This is a genomic window from Amycolatopsis sp. NPDC059235, from assembly GCF_042754125.1.
In the GTDB taxonomy this organism is placed as follows: domain Bacteria; phylum Actinomycetota; class Actinomycetes; order Mycobacteriales; family Pseudonocardiaceae; genus Amycolatopsis; species Amycolatopsis albidoflava.
Genome location: NZ_JBHZAG010000072.1, coordinates 1 through 21,901 on the forward strand (window position 1 = coordinate 1; position 21,901 = coordinate 21,901).

Annotated in this window: 15 protein-coding genes; 12 read left to right on the forward strand and 3 right to left on the reverse strand. The window is 70.7% G+C overall.

Annotated elements, in window-relative coordinates; all coding sequences use genetic code 11:
* The first annotated feature begins 1,341 nt into the window (after positions 1 to 1,341).
* The 5 genes from ACFXI3_RS34760 (at position 1,342) to ACFXI3_RS34780 (ending at position 8,672) form a co-directional block, all read left to right on the forward strand.
* Positions 1,342 to 2,652, forward strand: a complete 1,311-nt coding sequence (locus ACFXI3_RS34760; protein ID WP_344282496.1) for an MFS transporter — start codon at positions 1,342 to 1,344, stop codon at positions 2,650 to 2,652.
* A gap of 80 nt (positions 2,653 to 2,732) precedes the next feature.
* Complete coding sequence (locus ACFXI3_RS34765) at positions 2,733 to 3,035, forward strand: hypothetical protein (RefSeq protein ID WP_344282493.1); 303 nt, start codon at positions 2,733 to 2,735, stop codon at positions 3,033 to 3,035.
* A 20-nt stretch (positions 3,036 to 3,055) separates the two neighbouring features.
* Positions 3,056 to 4,426, forward strand: a complete 1,371-nt coding sequence (locus tag ACFXI3_RS34770) for a glycohydrolase toxin TNT-related protein (protein WP_378405369.1) — start codon at positions 3,056 to 3,058, stop codon at positions 4,424 to 4,426.
* Positions 4,427 to 6,655, forward strand: a complete 2,229-nt coding sequence (locus tag ACFXI3_RS34775) for an ADP-ribosylglycohydrolase family protein (protein WP_378405371.1) — start codon at positions 4,427 to 4,429, stop codon at positions 6,653 to 6,655. It begins immediately after the preceding gene.
* Between the two features lie 124 nt (positions 6,656 to 6,779).
* Positions 6,780 to 8,672 carry a TNT domain-containing protein gene (locus ACFXI3_RS34780; protein ID WP_344282484.1) on the forward strand — a complete coding sequence of 631 codons (1,893 nt, stop codon included), beginning with the start codon at positions 6,780 to 6,782 and terminating at the stop codon, positions 8,670 to 8,672.
* Here the strand turns inward: ACFXI3_RS34780 and ACFXI3_RS34785 are convergent.
* The 3 genes from ACFXI3_RS34785 to ACFXI3_RS34795 form a co-directional block, all read right to left on the reverse strand.
* Entirely contained in the window at positions 8,658 to 9,491 is an 834-nt protein-coding gene (locus ACFXI3_RS34785; RefSeq protein WP_378405373.1) for a class I SAM-dependent methyltransferase, read from the reverse strand. The genes ACFXI3_RS34780 and ACFXI3_RS34785 overlap by 15 nt on opposite strands.
* The gene (locus tag ACFXI3_RS34790) at positions 9,476 to 10,801 is read right to left on the reverse strand and encodes a sensor histidine kinase (RefSeq protein WP_378405375.1); all 1,326 of its coding nucleotides are present in this window, start codon (positions 10,799 to 10,801) and stop codon (positions 9,476 to 9,478) included. Before ACFXI3_RS34790 ends, ACFXI3_RS34785 begins: the two co-directional genes overlap by 16 nt.
* Positions 10,802 to 10,911: 110 nt before the next feature.
* The gene (locus tag ACFXI3_RS34795) at positions 10,912 to 12,357 is read right to left on the reverse strand and encodes a CCA tRNA nucleotidyltransferase (RefSeq protein WP_344282476.1); all 1,446 of its coding nucleotides are present in this window, start codon (positions 12,355 to 12,357) and stop codon (positions 10,912 to 10,914) included.
* Positions 12,358 to 12,458: 101 nt separating this feature from the next.
* Between ACFXI3_RS34795 and ACFXI3_RS34800 the strand changes: the two genes are divergently transcribed.
* The 7 genes from ACFXI3_RS34800 (at position 12,459) to trxB (ending at position 21,883) form a co-directional block, all read left to right on the forward strand.
* Positions 12,459 to 12,965, forward strand: coding sequence for an NUDIX hydrolase (locus tag ACFXI3_RS34800; RefSeq protein WP_009085315.1), 507 nt, complete (start codon positions 12,459 to 12,461; stop codon positions 12,963 to 12,965).
* 14 nt (positions 12,966 to 12,979) lie between these two features.
* A complete protein-coding gene (locus ACFXI3_RS34805; RefSeq protein ID WP_378405378.1) occupies positions 12,980 to 15,139 on the forward strand; it encodes a DUF6049 family protein in 2,160 nt (719 codons plus the stop codon).
* Positions 15,140 to 15,835: 696 nt separating this feature from the next.
* Positions 15,836 to 17,614 (forward strand): murein biosynthesis integral membrane protein MurJ, encoded by a 1,779-nt coding sequence (murJ, locus tag ACFXI3_RS34810; RefSeq protein WP_344282470.1) that lies wholly within the window; start codon positions 15,836 to 15,838, stop codon positions 17,612 to 17,614.
* A gap of 79 nt (positions 17,615 to 17,693) precedes the next feature.
* On the forward strand, positions 17,694 to 19,292 hold the full coding sequence (locus ACFXI3_RS34815; protein ID WP_344282467.1) for a protein kinase family protein: 1,599 nt from the start codon (positions 17,694 to 17,696) through the stop codon (positions 19,290 to 19,292).
* Positions 19,293 to 19,335: 43 nt separating this feature from the next.
* Positions 19,336 to 20,001: an RNA polymerase sigma factor SigM gene (gene sigM, locus ACFXI3_RS34820; RefSeq protein ID WP_344282464.1), complete on the forward strand. Its 666-nt coding sequence runs from the start codon at positions 19,336 to 19,338 to the stop codon at positions 19,999 to 20,001.
* Positions 19,998 to 20,795 (forward strand): hypothetical protein, encoded by a 798-nt coding sequence (locus ACFXI3_RS34825; protein ID WP_378405380.1) that lies wholly within the window; start codon positions 19,998 to 20,000, stop codon positions 20,793 to 20,795. The genes sigM and ACFXI3_RS34825 overlap by 4 nt, the downstream gene beginning before the upstream one ends.
* A 95-nt stretch (positions 20,796 to 20,890) precedes the next feature.
* The gene (gene trxB / locus ACFXI3_RS34830) at positions 20,891 to 21,883 is read left to right on the forward strand and encodes a thioredoxin-disulfide reductase (protein WP_344282458.1); all 993 of its coding nucleotides are present in this window, start codon (positions 20,891 to 20,893) and stop codon (positions 21,881 to 21,883) included.
* The last annotated feature ends 18 nt before the right edge of the window (positions 21,884 to 21,901 follow it).

The window sequence follows — 21,901 nt, forward strand, 5'->3', positions numbered from 1 at the left end:
GGCGAATCGTGGGCGTGGGTGTTGTCTCTTCGGTTTGGGTGCTGCGCACGTTCCCCGTGCCCGCGGCGGCTTTTCCGGGGGGGGCCGACCCCCCCGGACCCCCGCGGTGCCTTCGGTGCGGTTTTCGGGGTGGGCGGGGGCGGAGCCCCCTTTGGCTTCTGGGGTGGCTGGGTTTCGTTGAGGGGTGCGGTTTTGTTGTTGGCTGGTTGCTGGGGTGGGGTGGGTTGCTGAGGGTTTGTTGGCTTTTGTGTTGTTTTTCTGGTGGGAGTGGCGCGGTTGGTGCGGTGGGGTCGTAGCTCGCTCAGTGACACCGGGTCGCAGCTCGCTCGGTGGCGCCGGGTCGCAGCTCGTTCGACGGTGCAAAGCCGCCCTCGCTCCGGTGCCACAGGCCGCCAACCGTTCGACGGCGCAAAGGGCGGTGGCCCGTTCGGGGCAGACGGGCTGTGTTTCGTTTCTTGCTCTTTGCCTTCTGCGGTCAGGGGTTTGTTCTGGTTGTGACTTGCAGGCGGAGCGTGCGGGAGCGTTGTTTTGTTTCCTGCTGTGCAACTCTTCGCCTGCCGGTGCCCGATGCTCTGTTTCCTGCGCTGCGGGCCTCGTGAGCTTCAGTCGCCCGCGTGCCTCTGGGTTTGCGGCGTACGTCCTTCCTGCGGGGCGCACTTCCGGCACTCCACTCGCCCCGCTCGTCCTTCCTGCAGAGCGCACTTCTGCGCTCCACTCACCGCGCGCATCCTTCCCGCGGGGCGCACTTCCGGCGCTCCACTCGCCCCGCGCATCCTTCCCGCGGGGCGCACTTCCGGCGCTCCACTCGCCCCGCGCATCCTCCCTGCGGGGCGCACTTCCGGCACTCCACTCGCCCCGCGCATCCTCCCTGCGGGGCGCAGTTCCTGCGCTCCACTCACCACGTCACCCCGCGTCCTTTGTCTGCGGGGCGGGCTTCCTGCGCATCGTTCGCGGGCGTCCGTCAGGTCTGCGGTGCTTGGTCCGTAGGGCCTTCCCGGCGCGTCGGTGGGTCCCCGCCTCGTTCTCCCCGCCTCGTGCTCCCTGCGTCGTTCTTTCGGCGTCGTTCTTTCGGCGTTGGGGGGGGCGTGGTCTGTTCGATTGCGTTCAGATGCGCTGAGTTGCGGGGGCTTCGCTCTCGTGGAGACCGGTCTCTGTTTGGCCCCAGTTTGCGAGGTGTTCTTGCTTTGGTCAGGTGCGGTGGCGTTGGGGCTGCGGGGCTGTTCGGCGTGGTCGCGGGGTTTCTTGGGCGGGCGTGTTGGGGCTTCGTTTGTGGGTGGCAGCTTCGGGGTTGGGGGGTCTCATTTTTGGGGGTTTTGTCGGGGGGCTCGGTAGGGTTGCGGGGTGAAGGTGGGGGAGCGGCGGCTGGGTTGGCAGCTGGTTCGGGATCCGTTGTTTCGGCGGTTGCTGTTCACGCGGTTCGCGGCGCAGTGGGGGGACGGCGTTTTCCGGGCCGGGTTGGCTGGGGCCGTTTTGTTCAATCCGGAGCGGGCGACTGATCCGTTGGCCATCGCGGAGGGGTTTGCGGCGCTGCTGCTGCCGTATTCGCTGGTGGGGCCGTTCGCGGGGGCGTTGCTCGATCGGTGGGACCGGCGGCGGGTGCTGGTGTTCGCGAATCTCCTGCGGGCCGTGGCGATCGTGGCGTCGGTTTTCGCGGTGGGGGCCGGGGTCGGCGGGATCGGGTTGTTTTCGCTCGCGTTGCTGGCTGAGGGGATCAGCCGGTTCATCGGGTCTGGGTTGTCGGCCGCGCTGCCGCACATCGTGGAGCCCAAGGCAGTCGTTTCCGCGAACGCGGTGGCGGCGACGCTCGGGTCGGCGATCGCGGTCGTCGGGGGCGGGTGCGCGATCGGGTTGCGGGCGGTGTTCGGGTCTGGCGACATCGGCTCGGCGGAGACCACGGCGTTCGCGGCGGTCGGGGCGTTGGTGTCGGCCTTCCTCGCGCATCGGTTCGCGAAGGGCGTCCTGGGGCCGACGGTCGTGGACGAGCCGACCAACCCCGTGGTGGCGGTGGCGCGGGGGCTCGCGGACGGGGCCCGGCACGCGTGGCGGGCGCCCAGCGTCATGGCCGGGTTCGTGGCGTTGTTCGCGCATCGCGCCGCGTACGGGATTTCGTTGCTGGTCAGCGTGCTGCTGATGCGCAACTACTTCACTGACGACGGGATCTTCCGAGCAGGGCTGCCTGGGCTTGGACAGCTGGTCGCGTGCGCGGGGGCGGGCATTCTCGTCGCGGGACTGGTGACGGCGAGGCTGATCCGGTCGCTGGGGCGGGTTCGGACGGTTCTGGGGTCGCTGCTCATCTCAGCGGTCACCCAGGCCGCGCTCGGGTTGCCGATGCTGCTGCCGTTGGCGGTGGTCGCGTCGTTCCTGATCATGGGCACCGGGCAGGTGCTGCGGCTGTCCGTCGATTCCTCGGTACAGCTCGATGTCGCGGACGAGGCTCGCGGACGCGTCTTCGCGCTCTACGACACCCTGTTCAACATCACCCAGGTAGTCGCCGTCTCGATCGCGGCGGCCTTCGTCAAGGACAACGGGTACTCGCCGGAGTTGATGGTCGTCGCGACCGCGCTCTACCTGCTGGGCGGGGCCGGATATCTGCTGGCCCGCCGACGGCGCGGCGATTCGCTGCCGCAAACCGTTGAAGCCAAACGGGGGTAGTAACTCACCGTCTGGCATTAGGGTGACTTGTGACCCGGTCGAGTTAATCTCGGCACGCGCAACCGACACGAGGGGCCACCGTGAGCACCATCGGCGACGACCGTGCCCGTCTCGACGCCGCTCCAGCTGTCCTGACCTCGCCTGACGGACTGGTCCGGGCGACCGCCGGGCCGGCTGGCACGCTCGGCCGGCTCGAGTTCGCCCCGGATGCCTTCGAGCGGACGACGCCCGCGCAGCTCGCGTTGACCGTCCAGGCGCTCGTCCAGCACCTGGCCGACGCACCCGAACCGCAGCACGCCTCCTCGATGCCTGCTCCGCGGCCGACTCCGCGCCGCGTCCGCCCGCGCGGAACCGTTCCGCAGAACCGCCGTCGCGGGTCCTGATGTCGTCCGCTCCGGACGAAATGATTCACGTGGAACCAACGAGTACCGGTCAGCAGGCGCTCGTCGAGATCGGTCGGCTGATCAAGGCGAACCGGGCCGATCCGGACGCGGCGGCCGGGATCGGGTTCGCCCAGCTCGGCGACCATTTCGAGGTGCAGGCGCGCAATACCGTCGCCGGCACGGAGGTCGTCCAGCGGCTTACCGCGTTGCGGGCTGAGATGTATCAGGAGGGCCGGGGCACCTGGGTACAGGCGCGTTACGTGCTCACCCCGGACGGCGCGTTCGACTTCGACTATTTCACCGACGGCGAGCCCCCGTGGACGACGCCGCCCGATTCGGCCGCCTACCTCGCCGAACTCGCCACCTTCCCCCGCGACGACGAGCACCTGCCCGACTGGTGGCGGCTGCACGTCGGACTCCCGCTCGGCGTCGAATTCCGGCACGCCACCGCCGGAACCGGCGAACCGCTGGCAGAGGAAGAACTGCCGCTCGTCCTTCGCTACCTCGAACGCGAGGCCGAGGTCGGCGAAAGACACCGCACCGACGGCACCTGGATTTGGCCGGTCGAGGTGGCCGAGCAGCTGAGAGAACACGGCACAGCGCCCGAGCCGGAGCTCCTCCAGCACATCCGCGACCTGGGCTTTCACCCGCCGTACGTCGAGCATCTGGTGCGCCGCACCGCCGAAGCCGATCTTGCCGGGAAGCCTCGTCCGCGACCGACTCCGGACGACCTCCAGCGGACCGCGGGAGACATCGCGGCCGAGCGGGAAACCAACCCGGACCCGGTCCTTTCCGACGCCGAACTGCTGACCCACCTCGGCCACCGGCTCGAGTCCTTCGGCGTGTGGCGCGACGTCCGCTGTCTCGGTGGCCGAGAGGCCGGAAAATGGAGCCTCTACCAGGTCAAAGCCGGGTGGGCGGTCGTCGCGCCGGACGGCCGCGAACAGACCTTCGCCCGCCTCGAAGACGCCGCTCAGCAGCTGCTCGGCGCACTGCTGCTGCATCCCGCCCGCGCGACCGGCGGCCGCGAAACCCCGCTGGAAACCGCGAGAGAGGTCGCCGACTGGCCGGTCCAGCCCGTGCCGGGTGACCCTCCCCTCACGCTGCTGCGGAACAAGAGACTCACTCGGTTGGCGGAAGGTACCGTCGTCCTGCGATTCGGTGAAGAACCCGGCAACCTGGTCCACCACCAGGCGGTACGGTTCGCGACGACGTCCCTGCCACTCGAACGGGAGCGCATGACCAGCACTTTTCGCCTCCGAAGATCACTCCGCGTGATCACCGGGGTGACGGTGCCCTGGGCGAACCTTCCCGGCGGCGCGGTGGCGTACGTCTTGCCCAAGCCGATCGCGGAGCACGAGTCCGACGGAAGCCTGGAGAGGATCGAGTAGGTGGAAGCGGCGGAAGCGGTGGACAAGGTCGGGAAGTGGTTGCGCGCCGTGCACGGCCCCGAGGTCTCCGGGCCGGGCGGCCTCCGGGTCGACCACGACCGCGTGCTGCGGGTCCCCGAAGGCTGGTCGATCCCCTACAACACCGTCGCCTTCCTCGACGACGGCCGTCCGGACAAGGAACTCTTCCCCGCTCCGTCGGTGCTCGTGCGCGAGCCGGACGGCGAACTGCGCCAGGCGCATCCGCATCCGGGCGGGCTCAGCACCCCGGTCGCGTACCCGGGCCAGGAGAGCTGGCGCGAGGTCGTCGACCCGGAGTACGCGAAGGCCGGGCTGGGCGAGCTCGGTGTGCCGCTCCCCGCGGTCGCGGGCTGGGTGAAGGTCGACAACGACGGCCACCAGACCGGTGACGAGCGCGAGAACCCCGAGTACAAGGCCGGTCCGATCCGCCGCGGCTACCCGAAGCCGGAAAATCCGCTGGAAACCCTCCTCGCTTTCGCGAGCGTCGGCTGGCTCTCGCGCGAACAGCTGCTGATCGGCCTGTTGCGCTGCGAAGTCTTCGTGCCCTTCGATCTCAAGACCGGCGCGACCGACCGCTTCTACTTCTCCGAGGAACGCAACGAGCTGCGCGTTTTCAGCTCGACCCGGCATCTGCCCGCCCGCGAGCACGCCTGGTGGCGCGTCGACCTGGCGACGCTCGCCGAGTTCGAGCACCCGCCGAACCTGGTGATCAACGGCGGTCCGGCGACGTTCGAGGACGTCGCGGGCGCCGAGCTGACCGCGATCGCGAAGCGGTTCCCCAGGCACGAGCCGCGGGTCGACGAGAACGGCCGCTGCCCGGAGATCGAAGAAAACCTGGAGAAGTTCGCCGTCGAAACCGCTGCCCGGATCGGGCTGGAGAAGCCGGTCGACGTGCCGAAGGCGGCCGCGGAACGCGCGCGGCGGCACGGGTTCGAGCTGACCGCCGACGAATGCCGCAAGACCGTCCTCGGCCGGTCGTGGCTGCGCCGGTTCGAACAGCCGGAGCCGAGCCGCTCGCGGCCGAACGACTTGCGCGCCAACGGTCTCGTGCCGTCCTGGGACAACGAGGGCCGGATGGTCCCGAAGCTCGACACGTTCGGCAAGTACCCCGAGACGAGCCTGGAGAACTTCCGCTACGGCTGGCAGCGGGTGGTCGGCGCGTGGGTCGGGTTCGCGCTCGGCGAGGCGCTCGGATCGGCCGTCGACCGGATGCGGCTGGACGAGATCGTCTCGACCTACGGTCCGGACGGCGTCCGCGAACTGCCGCTCGCGTTCGATCAGCCGGGCCGGATCGGCTCGATGACGCAGCGGCTGCTGTTCCTCACCGAGGCGGTGATCCGCAGCCCGCATCGCGAACAGCCGGAATCGCGCGACGTCGAGAAGCTGTTCCCCGGCGTGGTGCGCGGAGCGCTGGGCCGCTGGCTGCACACGCAGGGCGCGGCGATCCAGAACGCCGACGGTTTCCTCGTCAAGGTGCCCGAACTGCACGCCCGCCGCGCCATCGACGACGCCGAGCTCAACGCGTACCACGCGCTGGTCACCGGCGATCCGCAAGCCGCGCCGCTGTCCGGCCCGGCCGCGCTGGTCGGTTCGCTGCCCGCGGTGCTGACCGCGGCCGGTCCGGGCACCGGGTTCAGCGGCGGCATCGGCCAGGTCGTGCGCGATCTGGCCGGCGTGACGCACCAGCCGGACGACGTGGCTGCCTCTACGTACCTGGCGTGGGTGTTCGAAAAGGCGCTCACGAAAGATTCGTTCAGCTATCCGGTGTGGAACCTGTCCCGCGAGGTCCTCGAGGAGCACGACGGCCCGGAGTGGGGACCAGTGCGCGACCTGGTCGCCGAGGCGGTGCCGTTCTTCGGCGAGCACGGCCTGCCTGACCTGCGAATGCCGGAGCTGATCGGCGACGGACACAGCACGCTGTCCGTCCTCGGCCGTTCGTTCGCCGCGCTGTCCGGCTTCGAGAACTACCCGGAGCAGGCGATGCTGCGCGCGGTGAACCACTCCGGCCGCAGCGCGCTCACCGGCGCGTTGACCGGTGCGCTGCTCGGCGCGCGGGTGGGCGTTCCCGGGCTGCCCCGAAAGTGGGTCGAGCAGCTCGAACTGCACCACCTGATCGAACAGGTGGCCACCGACGCGCTGTGGCATTTCGACCGCCATTCGGCGCGGAACGCACTCGGCGACGCTTGGGTTCAGCGCTACCCACGGCACTGATCGGTCACCCGAGCAGGTATTTGTGGGCGCATATTCTCCCGTCTCCGGTGACCGATGGTCGGGTCGTGACACGGTCAGATAGGTTCGTTGCGGCTACACGGGGGACTTCGGGGAGGAACCAGACGTGCGGTACCGGGTGGAATCGGGAGAACGCCCAGACGGCCTGTACGCGACGCTCGACGATCGCACTTTCGCGGCACAACGCTCCACCACCGACGGCACGCTGCTGCTGACCGTCATCGGTGACGAGGAAGCGCCCGAAGGCTTCGACCGCGAGCACGAGGGCAAGCCGGCCAGAGTCGTACTCGCGAACGAGGTGCCCGCGACGTTCGACCTGCGCACCTACGTCGAATACGACGACGAGCTGTTCGAGGTCGCGCCGGGCGATCAGGCGAATCTGACCCTGCGCTGGACGCGGAACGATCCGGCGCGCGCCGCGCAGCTCGGGCTCACCGATTTCTCGGTGACCGTCCCGGGCAAGCAGCTCACCGGGCTGTGGCTGACCCGGCACGACTACGGCGAGCCGAAGGCCGAGACCGAAGGCGGCGACCAGACGCGGATCCTGCGCGGGATCGGCCGCACGCTGCGCCAGGTGCCCGGCGGATGGTCGCGGGTCGCGGCGCAGTTCCGGCAGGTCGGCGACTACTCCGAGCTGGAGGTCCGCGCGGTCGGCGACGAGAACGGCCCGGTTTCGGTGTCGCTGCCCGGCACGCCGCAGCTGAGCACGCTGTTCACCCAGCTGCGCGCGGCGATGTACCAGCCGGAAAGCGGCACCTGGTTCCAAGGCACCTTCACGCTCGACGCCGATTCGCAGTTCGATTTCGACTTCGACGCCGACCAGGAGCCGGACTGGCGGCTGCCGCCCAACGACGGCGGCGAGCCCGCCCGCGAGTCCTACCTCGTCGAGCTGACCCGTTTCCCGAGGCCGGACAAGCACCTTCCGGACTGGCTCGGCGCGAAGGCCGGGCTGCCGCTGACCGTCGGATTCCGCCAGGCGCGGCCGGTCGACGCGCACAACGAGGGCGAACGGCCCGTGGTGAACCGTCCGCCGGTGCCGCCGGACCAGGTCCGCGGCGTGCTCGACTACCTCTTCCGCTCGCCGGTCGTGCTGCACCGCCCGGTGCCGCAGCCGGACATCTTCGCGCCCGGCGCGCCCCCGGACGTGCCGCAGGCGTTCCACACCGACGGCACCTGGATCTGGCCCGCCGCCGTGCCGCACTACCTGCGCAAATACGGCGTTCCGCCGGAGCCGGAGCTGGTCGAGCACATCCGCGCCGCCGGGTTCCGGCCGCCGATCGTGCGCGATCTGGTCCGCGCGACCGCCGAGGCCGACGTGCTCGGCAAACCGCGCCCGGGACGTACCGAGGCCGATCTTCCGGACGACAGCTCGCTCGCCCGCGCGGTCCGCGGCGAGCAGACCCATGCACTGCGCGGGGCCGAGACTTTGGCGCTGTTGCAGCAACGGCTCGTCGAGCACGGCGTGCCGGCGTCGGCGTACCGGATCGGCGCGGACGAGGTGCCCGCCGAGGGCGTGTGGACGTTGCGCCGCGCGGAAAACGGCTGGGAGGTGTCGCGTCCGCCGGCGGTGGAGCCGGTGGCGTTCGCCAACCTCGCCGACGCGTCCCGGTTCCTCCTCGGCACGCTGCTGATGTTGCCGCCGCAGGCCCCGGAGGAATCCGATCAGCCCGCGGACTGGCCGATCCTGCCGATGCGCGGCGAGCCGCCGCTGTCGTTCTTCCGCGGCAAGCGGATCGTCGCGCTGCCCGCCGGTACGACGATCGTCCGGTTCGGTCCCGAGGCCGGGAACCTGGTGCACGCGAATTCGGTGCGGTTCCTCGAAACCTCGCTGACGCCGGACCGCGAACGCGACCGGCACGAGTACCGCGTGCAGCGCACGATCCGGGTGCTGACCGGCGTCACCACACCGTGGGGCCAGCAGCCCGGCGGAGCTACGGCGTACCTGCTGCCGCGGCCGATCGCGCAGCACTTGGAGCAGGGAACGCTATCCCGGCTCTGAAGCCGTGATCAGCACGGCGGGCGACCACCAGTAGTCCGCGAGCGGTTCCACGGTCACGTCGGCGAACCCGGCGGCTTCGAGCTGCCGGGTCCACTGCGCGGCCGGATGTTCCCAGTTCGTCCGCGCCTTCCCGGCGGCGACGCCGAGCAGGACGGGCAGCAGAAATCCTTGTGCCACCAGGGAAGCCTGCTCGCCGTACTCGGCGACGCCGCGTTCGTACCGCTGCGCGAGCGACTCCAGGTCAGCGGTGTCTGGCACGTCGAATTCGGCCAGCACCAACCGTTCCGTCCGCGGCCGCAACGCGCTCAGCACCTCAGCGCGGGCGGCAGGCTCGATCGACTGCAGCGCAAACGTCGACTGCGTGAGGTTCCACGTGGAACCATCCGCGGCGAGAAAGTCCTGTGCGGTCAACGAAAATCGGCGTGCACCAGGGACTTCGACGTCCGCGAGCAGCGCCTCCGACGGCTCCACGAGGTCGATCCGCTCCGGCCGGAACGAGGCCCGCGCCAGCGCCGGCTCGATCGCCAACCCGTCGCCGCACCCCAGATCCAGCAACGCCGCTGGACGCCAGGAGTCGTACCGCGCGGCCAGCTCTTCGCTCAACCGCCGGTACAACTCGACGTTCCCGCCTCCGCGAATGAACGCCGTGAACGCAGCGGGCTGGTCGTACACCGGACCACTCGGCCCCGCCGCGAGATACGTCGCCAGCTCTGCGCCCAACGGAGTTTTAGCCGCAGCAGCAAGCGCACCCGCTCGCTCGACATCGCCGTCCCGATACGCCGCCAGCGCACCGGCCACTCCGCTCACAGCGGCACCCACAACGTCACCCTCGTTCCGCTGCCCGGACTCGATTCGACCAGCGAAGTCCCGCCGACCTCGGACAACCGCGCGGTGATCGACTCGCTGATCCCGAACCCGGCCGGCCGGTCCTGCGGACTGAACCCGGTGCCGTGATCCCGCGTGATCACGGCGATCCCGCCGTTGCGTTCCTCCACGCGCACCACGACCTTGTCCGTCTCCGCGTGCTTCATCGTGTTGCGCATGGCTTCCCGCACCGCGTCGCGGATCGCGATCTGCCGGACCTCCGACAGCGTGTCGTTGTCCAGCTCAGCGATCACCAGCTGCGCGCGCAGCCCGTCGCGTGCCATCTCCGCCGCGAGCGCCGCGAGCTTCTCGCCGAGCGGCCGTGCGCCCTCCTCGGCCCGCTGCGCGGCGGCGGTCTCGATCGTCTGCCGCAGCTCGATCGCCTGCGCGCGGGCCAGCCGCTGCACCTCGACCAGCCGTTGATCCGAATCGCCGGGACCGCCGAGCGCGATCGCCTCCAGGGTCTGCAGCACCGTGTCGTGCAGCATCCGGTGCTGCCGCGCGCGTTCGGCGAGCCGCCCGTTGCGGATCCCGTACGCCAGCGCGAGCCGGATCCCGAGCCCGAGCAGGATCAGCGCGCCGACCGCGGTGAACAGGACGCCGAACATCGTCGGGTACAGCGACGCGGCCTGCTCGAAATCGAACGTGCCGTGGTTGAGCAGGTCCGACAGCAGCCGCACCGGCAGGCTGAGCACCGCCAGCCCGATCCCGGACGGGATGCCGACGGCGAGCGTGAGCAGGGCGACGCTGCCGAGCAGGTGTTTGTCCGCGACACCGACTGCGTCGTGGAACACCGCGGGCGACACCGTCGCGCCCATGAACAGCTCGAAGGTGAGCGTGGCCACGAGGTCGACCAGCAGCAGCCGCCCCGCGAAATCGCTGCGGAACGGGGCCCGGCGCATCATCCAGAACAGGCCGAACGCACTCAGCGCGACCGAGCAGACGGTGACGATCGCGACCGACGCCAGCCCGGGCGATCCGTGCTTGACCGCGTACGAGATGAACGTCGCTGGCACCACCAGCAACCGGTAGACGAGCGGGACCAGCACGACGTACCGGGCCGCCCGCAACAGCAAACCGTCGCGGTTGCGTTCGTCGACCGGACCGGCCATCCGCGAGATCCGCTGCAGCGCGCGCACCGGGGTCGGATCGGCGATCTCGTCGGTCAGCCCGGTCGTCGCCGTGGCCAGCGCGGGCGTGCCGCGACGCAGCAACATGACGAGAAAGCTGGCACCGCGCCGATCCCCGTCGTGCTGCCGCGTCATCGATCCCCCTGTTCGATTCGAAAAAGGGAGTATCTCGGCTGCCCGGTCGATGATCCAGAGGCCAATGGGGGATCGTGGCGAACCCGCGATCCCGAATTCACTTCTTGGGACTATTCGCCCGAACCGAGCCCCTCCGCCTTGGCCCATTTCTTGAGCTCGGCGACCGCCTCGTCGTGCTCCAGCGGACCGCGGTCCAGCCGCAGCTCCTTGAGGAACTTCCAGGCCTGCCCGACCTGCGGGCCTGGCGGGAGGCCGAGCAGGCGCATGATCTCGTTGCCGTCGAGATCGGGGCGGACACGGTCGAGGTCCTCCTGCTCCTTGATCCGCTCGATGCGGGCCTCGAGGTCGTCGTACGTCGCCTGCAGCGCGGCCGCCTTGCGCTTGTTGCGCGTGGTCGAATCGGCGCGGACGAGCTTGTGCAGCCGGGTCAGCAGGTCGCCGGCGTCGGTGACGTAGCGGCGGACCGCCGAATCGGTCCACTCGCCGCCGCCGTACCCGTGAAACCGCAGGTGGAGGAACACGAGCTGGGAGACCTGCTCGACGATTTCCTTCGAGTACTTCAGCGCCCGCAAACGTTTGCGGGCCATCCGCGCGCCGACCACCTCGTGGTGGTGGAAGCTCACGCCGCCGCCGGGGGCGAACTCGCGGGTGGCCGGCTTGCCGATGTCGTGCAGCAGCGCGGCCAGCCGCAGCACGAGGTCCGGCTCGCTCGTCGGCTCGTGCGATTTCTCCAGCGCGATCGCCTGCGCGAGCACGGTGAGCGAATGCTGGTAGACGTCCTTGTGCTGGTGGTGCTCGTCGATCGCCAGCCGCATGCCGGGCAGTTCGGGCAGCACGCGCTCGGCCAGCCCGGTGTCCACCAGCAGCTCAAGACCCGGCCGCGGATCCGCGGCGAGCATCAGCTTCGACAGCTCGGTCTGCACCCGCTCGGCGGTGATCCGGTCGATCTCCTCGGCCATCGACGTCATCGCCTCGACCACGCGCGGCGCGGCGGTGAAGCCGAGCTGCGAGGAGAAGCGGGCGGCGCGCATCATCCGCAGCGGGTCGTCGGCGAACGACTCCTGCGGCAGCGCCGGGGTGTCGAGCACCTTCAGCCGCAGCGCGTCCATCCCGTCGTGCGGGTCGATGAACGTCTTCCCGACCAGGTCGATCGCCATCGCGTTGACCGTGAAGTCGCGGCGCAGCAGATCGCCCTCGATGGTGTCGCCGAAGGTGACCTCGGGGTTGCGGCCGACGCGGTCGTAGCTGTCCGCGCGGAACGTGGTGATCTCCAACGTCGTGCCGTTTTTGGTGACGCCGACGGTGCCGAACGCGATGCCGACGTCCCAGACCGCGTCGCCCCATTCGCTCACGATCTGCAGCACCCGGTCCGGGCGCGCGTCGGTGGTGAAGTCGAGATCGCTCGACAGCCTGCCGAGCAGCGCGTCGCGCACGCTGCCGCCGACCAGGTACAAGCTGTGGCCGGCGCGCGCGAAGCGCTCGGCCAGCTCGTCGGCAAGCGGGGACACTCGCATCAGTTCCGTCACCGCGTTCTGCTGGGCGACCAGGTTGTTCACTCGAATCCCACCACGAAAATGGCGCCACCACCGCGGACGCCGCCGGACACGGACACGGAGAGCCAGAGTACCCGGGCGGCCGTTTGCTCTAGCATCGCAGCATGTCTGGATCTGCCGGTCGCGCCGGACCGCCGACGCCGCGCCGGCGGCGACGGCGCCACCGCGGCAGGCGGCTGACCACGGTCGACGAGACCTCGGCCGGCGGACTGGTCGTCGACCCGGAGCGGGAACGCGCGGTGCTGATCGGGCGGCTCGACCGACACGGCAGACTGCTGTGGTCGTTGCCGAAGGGCCACATCGAGGACGGGGAGACGGTGGAGCAGACCGCGGTGCGCGAGGTGAAGGAGGAAACCGGCATCTCCGCGCGCGTGCTGCACCCGCTGGGCACCATCGACTACTGGTTCGTCGCGCAGCAGCGCCGGGTGCACAAGACCGTGCACCATTTCCTGCTCGAGGCCACCGGCGGCGAACTGTCGGACGAGGACGTCGAGGTGACCGAGGTCGCCTGGGTTCCGCTGGCCGAGCTGGAGACCACCCTCGCCTACGCGGACGAGCGCAAGCTGGTTCGCGGGGCAGCAGAACTTTTCGCGCCCGACGAGCGCGGCTGAGAGGGAGCACCCGAGTGAAGCGGCCCGCCGCCTTCTTGCTGTCCTTGCTGATCGTCGCCGCCACCGCGTTGTTCGGTGCGCCGGCGGGCGCGCAGGAGAGTCCGTCGCCGGAACCCGCCCGGCTGCGGCTCGACCTGGGGCAGCTGGCCCCGCGCCTGATCACCAGCTCGGACCAGGCGATCACGGTGACCGGGACGGTGACCAACACCGGATCCCGGCGGATCGTCAAGCCGATGGCCCGGCTGCAGATCGGCGAACGGCTGGCCAGCCCGCGCGCGATGGACTCGGTGCTCGCCGGGAACCCGGTGCAGGACACCCCGCTGACCGACTTCTCGCTGCTCGCCGAGGACCTGGAGCCGGGGCAGAGCGCCCAGCTGAACATCACGGTGCCGCTCACCGGCCCGCGCGGCGCCGCGCTGCGGCCGGGGGTGTACCCGCTGCTGGTGAACGTGAACGGCACGCCGGAGTACGGCGGCCCGGCCCGGCTCGCCGCGGTGAGCTTGCTCATGCCGGTGCTCTCGACGCCGGGTCACGCGAACAACCAGGCGGCGCAGCGGCATTCGAAGCTGGCCGTGCTGTGGCCGATCACCGACAGCACCCCGCACATCCAGTCCGCGCCGTTCGGCGTGCCGATGACGCTCACCGACGATTCGCTCGCCGACGAGCTGAGCCCGGGCGGACGGCTGTATTCGCTGGTCTCGGCGGCACGGGCGGCGCAGGAGAACAACCAGAAGATCGGCGGTTCGCTCTGCTTCGCCCTCGATCCCGACCTGCTGCGCACCGTCGACGCGATGCGTGGCGGCTACCGGGTCAACGGCGGGGTGACGGGCAAAGGCGCGGACGCCGCGTCGAACTGGCTGGCGTCACTACGGGCGCTGGTCACCGGCCGCTGCGTGATCCCGCTGCCGTTCGCCGACGCCGACCTCGCCACCCTGGGCAAGATCCGCGGCGCCGACGGCAATCCCGACGCCGGTCTGATGACCACGGCGCTGAACGGCACCGCGACGATCCGCCAGGTGCTCGGCGTCGAATCGCAAACCGGCGTGCTGTGGCCAGGCGGAACGCCGGACGACAAGGCGCTGGCGGCGATTTCGGCCGGCGGCTTCCAGACCGTCCTCACCGACAGCGCGAAGCTGAAGGCCGGCGGTGACGACGAAACCGTCACCGGCGCGGCGACGCTTTCCGACGGCCTGCGCGCGCAGCCGACCAACTCGATGGCCACCGCCGGCCTCACCGGATTCGCGCCGAGCCCGCAGACGCCGACCACCTTCAGCGGAGCGTCGCAGCGCGCGGTCTCCACGCAGAACGGGCTCGCCGCGATCGCGTTCGAGGCCGGGCTCGGCCGTACCGATGGCTCGACCGGCGGGCCGATGCTCATCGCCCCGCCCCGGCGCTGGGACGCCACCACCGACGAGCTGAACGCCTTCCTGTCCGGGCTCGGCAAGCTCACCAACGCGGGCGTGACGGCCGGGTCGACGCTCACCGACCTCCTGAGCAGCACCCCCGAAGGCAGCGCTTCGCTGGTCTCCGGCACCCGTTCGGACGGCGGCGCCGCGGTCGCCGACCAGCTGTCCAGTCTCGACCAGGACAGCGCGGGCCTGCTGTCGGCGATGCAGGTGGACCCCAGGAACCGGATCGAGCCGGGGGCGATCGTCGGGCCGGTGCGCGACGCGCTGGTCCGCGGCAGTTCGACCGCGTTCGGCTCGTCGTCGTCCTCGTCCGCCTCGGCGAACGCGACCGCCGAACTCGCCGCGATCCGCGATCAGGTGACCGTGGAACAGCCGAAGCAAACGTTTGCGCTCGCGTCCGGATCCTCGCCGCTGCCGGTGTACGTGCACAACGACCTGCCGGTCGGCGTCACCGCGCAGATCGCGCTCAAGAACAGCATGGGCATCCGGCCCGAGAAGGCCAAGGACCTGCTCTTCCCGGCGAAGGGCGGGCAGACCCGATACGTGCAGATCGAGGCGCTGCGGGCCGGGCACCTGTCGGTCGATGTGTCGTTGACCACCCCATCGGGCACGGATCTCGGCGCGACCGCCCGGTTCGAGCTGACCTCGACCGAATACGGCCCGATCACCATCATCGTCACCGTCGCCGCTGGTTGCGCGCTGTTGCTGCTGGCGTCCCGGCGGATCTACCGGCGGATCAAGGAAAGCCGAGGCGGCACGCCCTGACAGCCGAAGGGGCCGGGTGCTCGCGCCCGTTCCCGATTACCCTGGGTCGGCGCTGCCACAATGGCAGGGGCCAGGGGACCGCCGAGGATTGGGCACGCGTTGGACAAAGAGCCGGGTCAACCACCCGAGCGTGCGGGTCGTCCTCGGCGGGACGGCGCGCCGCCGAGGCGGGACGACCAGCCTCCTCGCCGCGCGGTCCGGGACGCCCGTCGCCAGCCGCCCCCTCCGCCGCCGCCCGCCGACCGCAGGCAGCCGCCGCCCAACGGCACCCGCCGGATGCCCCTGCCCGACGAGCGTCCGCCCGCTGACCGGGCGCCGTCCGACCGGGCTCAGCCGCGCCGGATCGACCCGCGCGGCGGCGAACCGCGCGACCCCCGTGAGCCCCGGGACCGCGCGCCGCGCCGTGTCCCGCCGCCGCCTCCTCCGAACGGCCAGCGCCCGGCCCCGACCAGGGCCGCGATGCCGCCGGTGCGCAGGCCGCCCCCGCCGCGGCCGTCCGGGCCGCCGTCCGGACCCCAGCAACTCCCGCCGTCGGGTCCGCAGCCGCTCCCGCCGTCGAACCAGCCGCCCGCCCGCGGCCAGCTTCCGCAGCCGACGCCGCCGCCCGCGAACGCGCCGGGTCCGCCACCGCCGCCGGTGCACCGGGGCCGCAGCCCGCGTCCCGGCGCGCCGGTCCGGCCGTGGCAGGAAGAAGCGATGCGGGACCCGGACGCCACCCGGTTCATCCCGCGCACCGCGGGCGTCCCGCTGGCGGCTCCCTCGCGGTGGCCGACCGCCGACCCGGACGTGCTGCGCCCGTACGACGCGCTGGCCACCCAGGTCATGCCGCGGATCAAGGACGCGCCGCTCGCGCGTCCGACCGAGGCTCCGCAGCAGCCGAAGGACGAGGGCCCTTCGGTCGCCAAGGCGTCCGGCCGGATGGCGATCGCGTCGCTGATCAGCCGCATCACCGGCTTCCTGTGGAAGGTGCTGCTGGTCGCGGCGATCGGCTCGGGCATCGCGACCGACTCGTTCAACGTCGCGAACACGATGCCGAACATCATCTTCGAACTGCTGCTCGGCGGCGTGCTCACCAGTGTGGTGGTGCCGCTGCTGGTGCGTTCGCAGGACGATCCGGACCACGGCCAGGCCTATGCGCAGCGGCTGCTGACCACCGGCGTCACTGTGCTGTTCATCGGCACCGTGATCGCGGTGGTCGCGGCGCCGGCGTTCACCTCGCTGTACATCGATTCGTCCGGCGAGGCGAGCGCGGGCCTGACCACCGCGTTCGCCTATCTGCTGCTGCCGGAGATCTTCTTCTACGGCGTGTTCGCGCTGGTCTCGGCGATGCTGAACGCCAAGCACGTGTTCGGGCCGACCGCGTGGGCCCCGGTGATCAACAACCTGGTGGTCATCTTCACCATCCTCGTGGTGTGGCTGATGCCCGGTTCGATCGACACCGACCACCCGTCGATCACCGATCCGAAGGTGCTCACCCTCGGCCTCGGCGTCACCGGCGGCATCGCCGCGCAGGCGCTCATGCTGATCCCGCCGCTGCTGCGGTCGGGCTTCCGCCCGCGCTGGCGCTGGGGCCTGGACAGCCGGATGAAGGAGTTCGGCGGGCTGGCCCTGTGGGTCGTCGGCTACGTGGCGGTGAGCCAGGTCGGCCTCACGATCACCACCCGGGTGCTCACCAAGGGCACCTCCGGCGGCGTCACCGCCTACAACTACGCGTGGCTGCTGTTCCAATTGCCCTACGGCGTGCTCGGCGTCTCGCTGCTGACCGCGATCATGCCGCGGATGAGCCGCGCGGCCGCCGACGGCGACACGAAGAAGCTGGTCAGCGACCTGTCCTACGCGTCGCGGATCTCCACCGTCACGCTCGTGCCGATCTCCGCGGTGATGACGATCGTCGGCACCTCGATGGGCGTCGCGCTGTTCGCGATGGGCAAGGGGCCGATCGCGAACGCCGAGCGGATGGGCCAGGCGCTGGCGATCACGGCGTTCGCGCTGCTGCCGTACGCGCTGGTGATGCTCCAGATGCGGGTGTTCTACGCGATGAAGGACGCCCGCACGCCGACGTTGATCATGATCGTGATGACCGTGGTCAAGGTGCCGCTGCTGTTCCTGTGCCCGGTGCTGCTGAACGCGGAGAACATCGTGCTCGGCGTGATGATGGTCAACGCGCTGACCTATGTGATCGGCGCGATGCTCGGCCAGGTGTGGCTGTGGGTGACGCTCGGCAACCTGCGCAGCAAGCGGGTGATCGGGGTGATCCTGTTCACCGTTGTGGCGAGTGTCCTCGGGGTCGGCGCCGCGTGGGTCGTGGGGCTGATAGTGCCCTCGTCGCTCAGCCCGGTTCCGCACGCCTGGATCAAGCTCATCCTGCAGGGAATCGTCGGGATCGCGGTCTCGTTCGGGGTGCTCATGGCGCTGAAGGTCGAGGAGCTGAAGCCCGTAACATCGAGGTTCACCCGATTGATCAAGCGCGGGTAACGATTGATTCACGACTCACGACGCTTCCCTGACCGATGATCCGGGTACCCTCGGTGCCGGGAGCGAAGCGGGAGAGAGCGTGGACACGAGACGAAGCGAGCAGGCGGGGGACGCCGCGGGCATTCGCGCCCGGGGCGGATCGCTCGCGCCCGGACGCGTCGTAGGGGACGGCCGGTATCGCCTGCTTGCCCAGTTCGGGGTGGACGAACGAGCCGCCGCGCACCTGTGGCGGGCACGCGACGGACAGCTCAAGCGGGACGTCGCGCTGACCTTGCTGGTCGGCGATCCGGCGGATCCGGAGGCGGCCCGGCAGGCCCGGCGCACGCTGGAACGGGCCGCGCACGCGTCGAAGTTCGGGCACGGCGGCGTCGCACGCGTGCTGGACGTGCTCAGCCTCGGCAGCGGCGTCACCTCGAGCGAGGGCTTGCTCGGCGTCGTGGTGGCGGAGTGGACCAAGGGCAGCGACCTGGTGGACCTGGTCGCGCAGCGCCCGGTGGCCCCCGCCGCGGCCGCGCGGATGGTGCAGGCGCTCGCCGAAGCGGTCGACCACGCCCACCAGAACGGCCTCGTCCTCGGCCTCGACCACCCGCAGCGGCTGCGGCTCACGCCGGGCGGCGCGCTCAAGCTCGCCTTCCCCGGCCCGCTGCCGGAAGCCACTCTCCGCGACGACGTCAAGGCGCTCGGCGCGGTGTTGTATCTGCTGCTCACCGGACGCTGGGCGCTGCCGGGCGGGCCGCCCGCGATCCCCGCGGCCCCGCTCACGCCGCAGGGGCACGTGGTGCCGCCGCGGTCGCTGGTGCCCGCGGTGCCGCCGGAGCTGTCTTCGCTGGCCGTGCGCACGATCGAGGACGGCGGCAGCGGCGGGATCCGCACCAGCTCGGCCATCCTGCGCGTGCTCGGCCAGGTCGCCGAGCAGGAGGAACGCACCCAGCTGATCAACGCGGTCGGCAAGAACGAGGCGGCCGCCGAGACCGACGGCACGATCTGGACCACGAAGAAGCCGGTGAAGGACGTCGCGCGGCGGCGGAAGCTGGCCTTCGGCGTCACCGTGCTGGTGGTCGCCACCGTGGTGATCCTCGCGTGGGGCGGGCTGATGCTGATCAACCTGTTCCAGGGCGACGGCAAGCCCACCGGTCCGGCGATCAACGTCGCGGCGCCGCCGAGCAGCGCTCCGGCGAAACCGGGCAACCAGGCCCCGCCGCCGGCGAACCAGCCGCCCGCGGCGCCGAAGATCGGCGACCCGGTGGCCCCGAAGTCGGCGTCGCTCTACAACCCGCAGGGCTCCGGCGACAACCCGGGCCGGGCGAAGAACACGATCGACGGCGATCCGGGAACGGTCTGGAAGACCGACCAGTACCAGCAGCAGCTGCCCGCGCTGAAGCCCGGCGTCGGGATCGCGGTCCAGTTCGACAACCCGGTGAACCTCGCGCAGGTGAAGATCAGCGCGAACAGTCCGGGCACGAAGGTCGAGATCCGGTCGGCGGACAGCAAGAACCCGCAGCTCGACGACACCAAGGTGGTCGGAGGCGGCGACCTGAACGGGCCGGACACCACGATCACGCTGCAGCAGCCGACGCAAAGCCAGTACTTCATCGTCTGGATCACCCAGCTGGGCGACAACGGCGGCGACGGCTTCGTGAGCCAGATCGGAGAACTGAGCTTCCTGCCTGCGGCGTGAGCTGCGAGCACGACTCAGCGGGCGACTCAGTAGGCTCTGCCGGGTGACGGCTGCAGCTCCCACGGATGCGGATCTGATCGCGGCGCACGCCGCGGGCGATCCGCATGCGTTCAGTGAACTGGTCCGGCGGCATCGAGACCGCATGTGGGCGGTGGCGCTGCGCACGCTGCGCGATCCGGAAGAGGCGTCGGACGCGCTGCAGGAGGCGTTCATCTCGGCCTTCCGCGCGGCGGGCAAGTTCCGCGCGGAATCGCAGGTCACGACCTGGCTGCACCGGATCGTGGTGAACGCGTGCCTCGACCGGATCCGGCGAAGGCAGGCCCGCCCGACCGTTCCGCTTCCGGAGACCGGGGAGTTCAACGAACCGGCCGCGCCCGGCGATTCGATGGCGGAGAAGGAAACCAGCCTGCTGGTCCGCAAGGCGCTCGACGAGCTGCCCGAGGACCAGCGCGCGCCGATCCTGCTCGTCGACGTCGAGGGCTATTCCGTGGCGGAGACGGCGAAAATGCTCGGCATCGCCGAGGGCACGGTCAAGAGCCGCTGCGCGCGCGGGCGGGGAAAACTCGCGAAGGTTCTCGGGCATCTGCGGAACCCGGACGGGGGTGGCGACGTCCCAACTAACGAAAGCAAACGCAAGCACGCCACTTCGGAGGGGTCCCGGAGTGCCGGGCGAGCCCAGCGCTCGCCGGGGAACGGGGAGGGACGATGACGGACGAGAGCCGGGGGGCAGGCGGAACCATCGGGCCGCCCTGGTCTGTCGACCTGCTCGCCGACCTCCACGCCGGGGTCCTCGACGACCAGGAGGCAGCACAGCTCTGGCCGCGGGTGAACGCGGATCCGGAGGCGCGCGCGATTCTCGAGGCCCTCGAAGCGACCACCGCCGACCTGTCCGCGCTCGCCGCGGAACCGGCCCCGCCGATGCCCGCCGAGTTCGCGGCAAGGCTCGACGCCGCGCTCGCCGCGGAGTCGGCGGCCCGGCAGGAGGCCACGTTTCCGGCGGCCGCACCGGAGCCCGCTGAGCAGCCGGTCGCGCCGGTGGTGGACCTGTCGGCCGCGCGGAAACGGCGGAACCGGCAGCTCGGCTGGGGTGCCGGGATCCTGACCGCCGCCGCGGCCGCCGCGGTGGCCATCACGCTGACCGTTCCCGGTACGACCAAGACGGACACGTCCGGCGTCGCCGCGCCCGCACCGTCCGCGGTGGGCGGCCCGTCCGTCGGCAGCGACGGCAGCGGGGCGGAATCGCTGCTGGGCGGCGGTCTCGGCGTGCGGAACTACGGCCCGCTGCAGGACTCGAAGCGGTTCGACGCATGCGTCACCGCGGCCGGCATGGATCCGAACGTGCGGCCGGAAGGCGTACGGCCGGTGACCGTCGGGGGCAAGCCGGGCGTGGTGGCGATTTACACCACCGGCAAGCTCGCGCAGTTCCGGCTGGTCGCGTTCGGCGCGGACTGCGGTCCGGGCAACGCGGACAAGCTGTTCGACAAGGTGGTCGGCAAGAAGTAGCGGCCCGGACGTAGCGGGCGTCACCGCCGGGAACACCTCCACCTACGATCGTGTTGAGCCTGGAGCACAGGTCATGACGAGCGGAGGGTTGACGGGTGGCTGCCGAGGAAATCAGGAACCTGATCGTCGTCGGGTCGGGTCCTGCCGGTTACACCGCAGCGGTCTACGCGGCGCGCGCACAGCTCGAACCGCTGGTGTTCGAGGGCACCCAGTTCGGCGGCGCGCTGATGACGACCACCGAGGTCGAGAACTTCCCGGGCTTCCGCGACGGGATCCAGGGTCCGGACCTGATGGAGGAGATGCGCAAGCAGGCCGAGCGTTTCGGCGCCGAACTGCGCGCGGAGGACGTCGAGTCGCTCGAGCTGACCGGCGACGTGAAGTACGTCGTCGCGAACGGCAAGCGCTACGCCGCCCGCGCTGTGGTGCTGGCCATGGGCGCCGCCGCGCGGTACCTGAAGGTGCCGGGCGAGCAGGAGCTGCTCGGCCGCGGCGTGTCCGCCTGTGCGACTTGCGACGGTTTCTTCTTCCGCGACCACGACATCGCGGTCGCGGGCGGCGGCGACTCGGCGATGGAGGAGGCGACCTTCCTGACGAAGTTCGCCAAGTCCGTGACGATCGTGCACCGCCGCGACGAGTTCCGGGCGTCGAAGATCATGCTCGAGCGCGCTCGCGCGAACGAGAAGATCAAGTGGCAGCTGAACTCGCAGATCACCGGCGTCGAGGGCGACGGGACGGTGTCCGGCCTGAAGGTGCGCGACACGCAGTCCGGCGACGAGAAGACGCTCGACGTGACCGGGTTCTTCGTCGCGATCGGCCACGACCCGCGCAGCGAACTGGTGCGCGGCCAGGTGGACGTGGACGAGGACGGCTACGTGCTGACCCAGGGCCGCACGTCCTACACGAACGTGCCCGGCGTGTTCGCCGCGGGCGACTTGGTGGACCGCACCTACCGGCAGGCGATCACCGCGGCCGGCTCCGGCTGCAGCGCGGCGATCGACGCGGAACGATGGCTCGCGGAGCACGGCGAGTCCGAGGCGCACGAGGCACCGGAACTGGTCGGCGGCGGCTACGGCGCCGGCGAGCACTGACTTTCCCACCGAGTTGAA

Coding starts and splice junctions, on each gene's coding strand:
- ACFXI3_RS34770 (WP_378405369.1), top strand. CDS start 3,056: ATGATTCACGTGGAACCAACGAGTACCGGTCAGCAGGCGCTCGTCGAG.
- ACFXI3_RS34790 (WP_378405375.1), bottom strand. CDS start 10,801: ATGACGCGGCAGCACGACGGGGATCGGCGCGGTGCCAGCTTTCTCGTC.
- ACFXI3_RS34800 (WP_009085315.1), top strand. CDS start 12,459: ATGTCTGGATCTGCCGGTCGCGCCGGACCGCCGACGCCGCGCCGGCGG.
- murJ (WP_344282470.1), top strand. CDS start 15,836: ATGCGGGACCCGGACGCCACCCGGTTCATCCCGCGCACCGCGGGCGTC.
- ACFXI3_RS34825 (WP_378405380.1), top strand. CDS start 19,998: ATGACGGACGAGAGCCGGGGGGCAGGCGGAACCATCGGGCCGCCCTGG.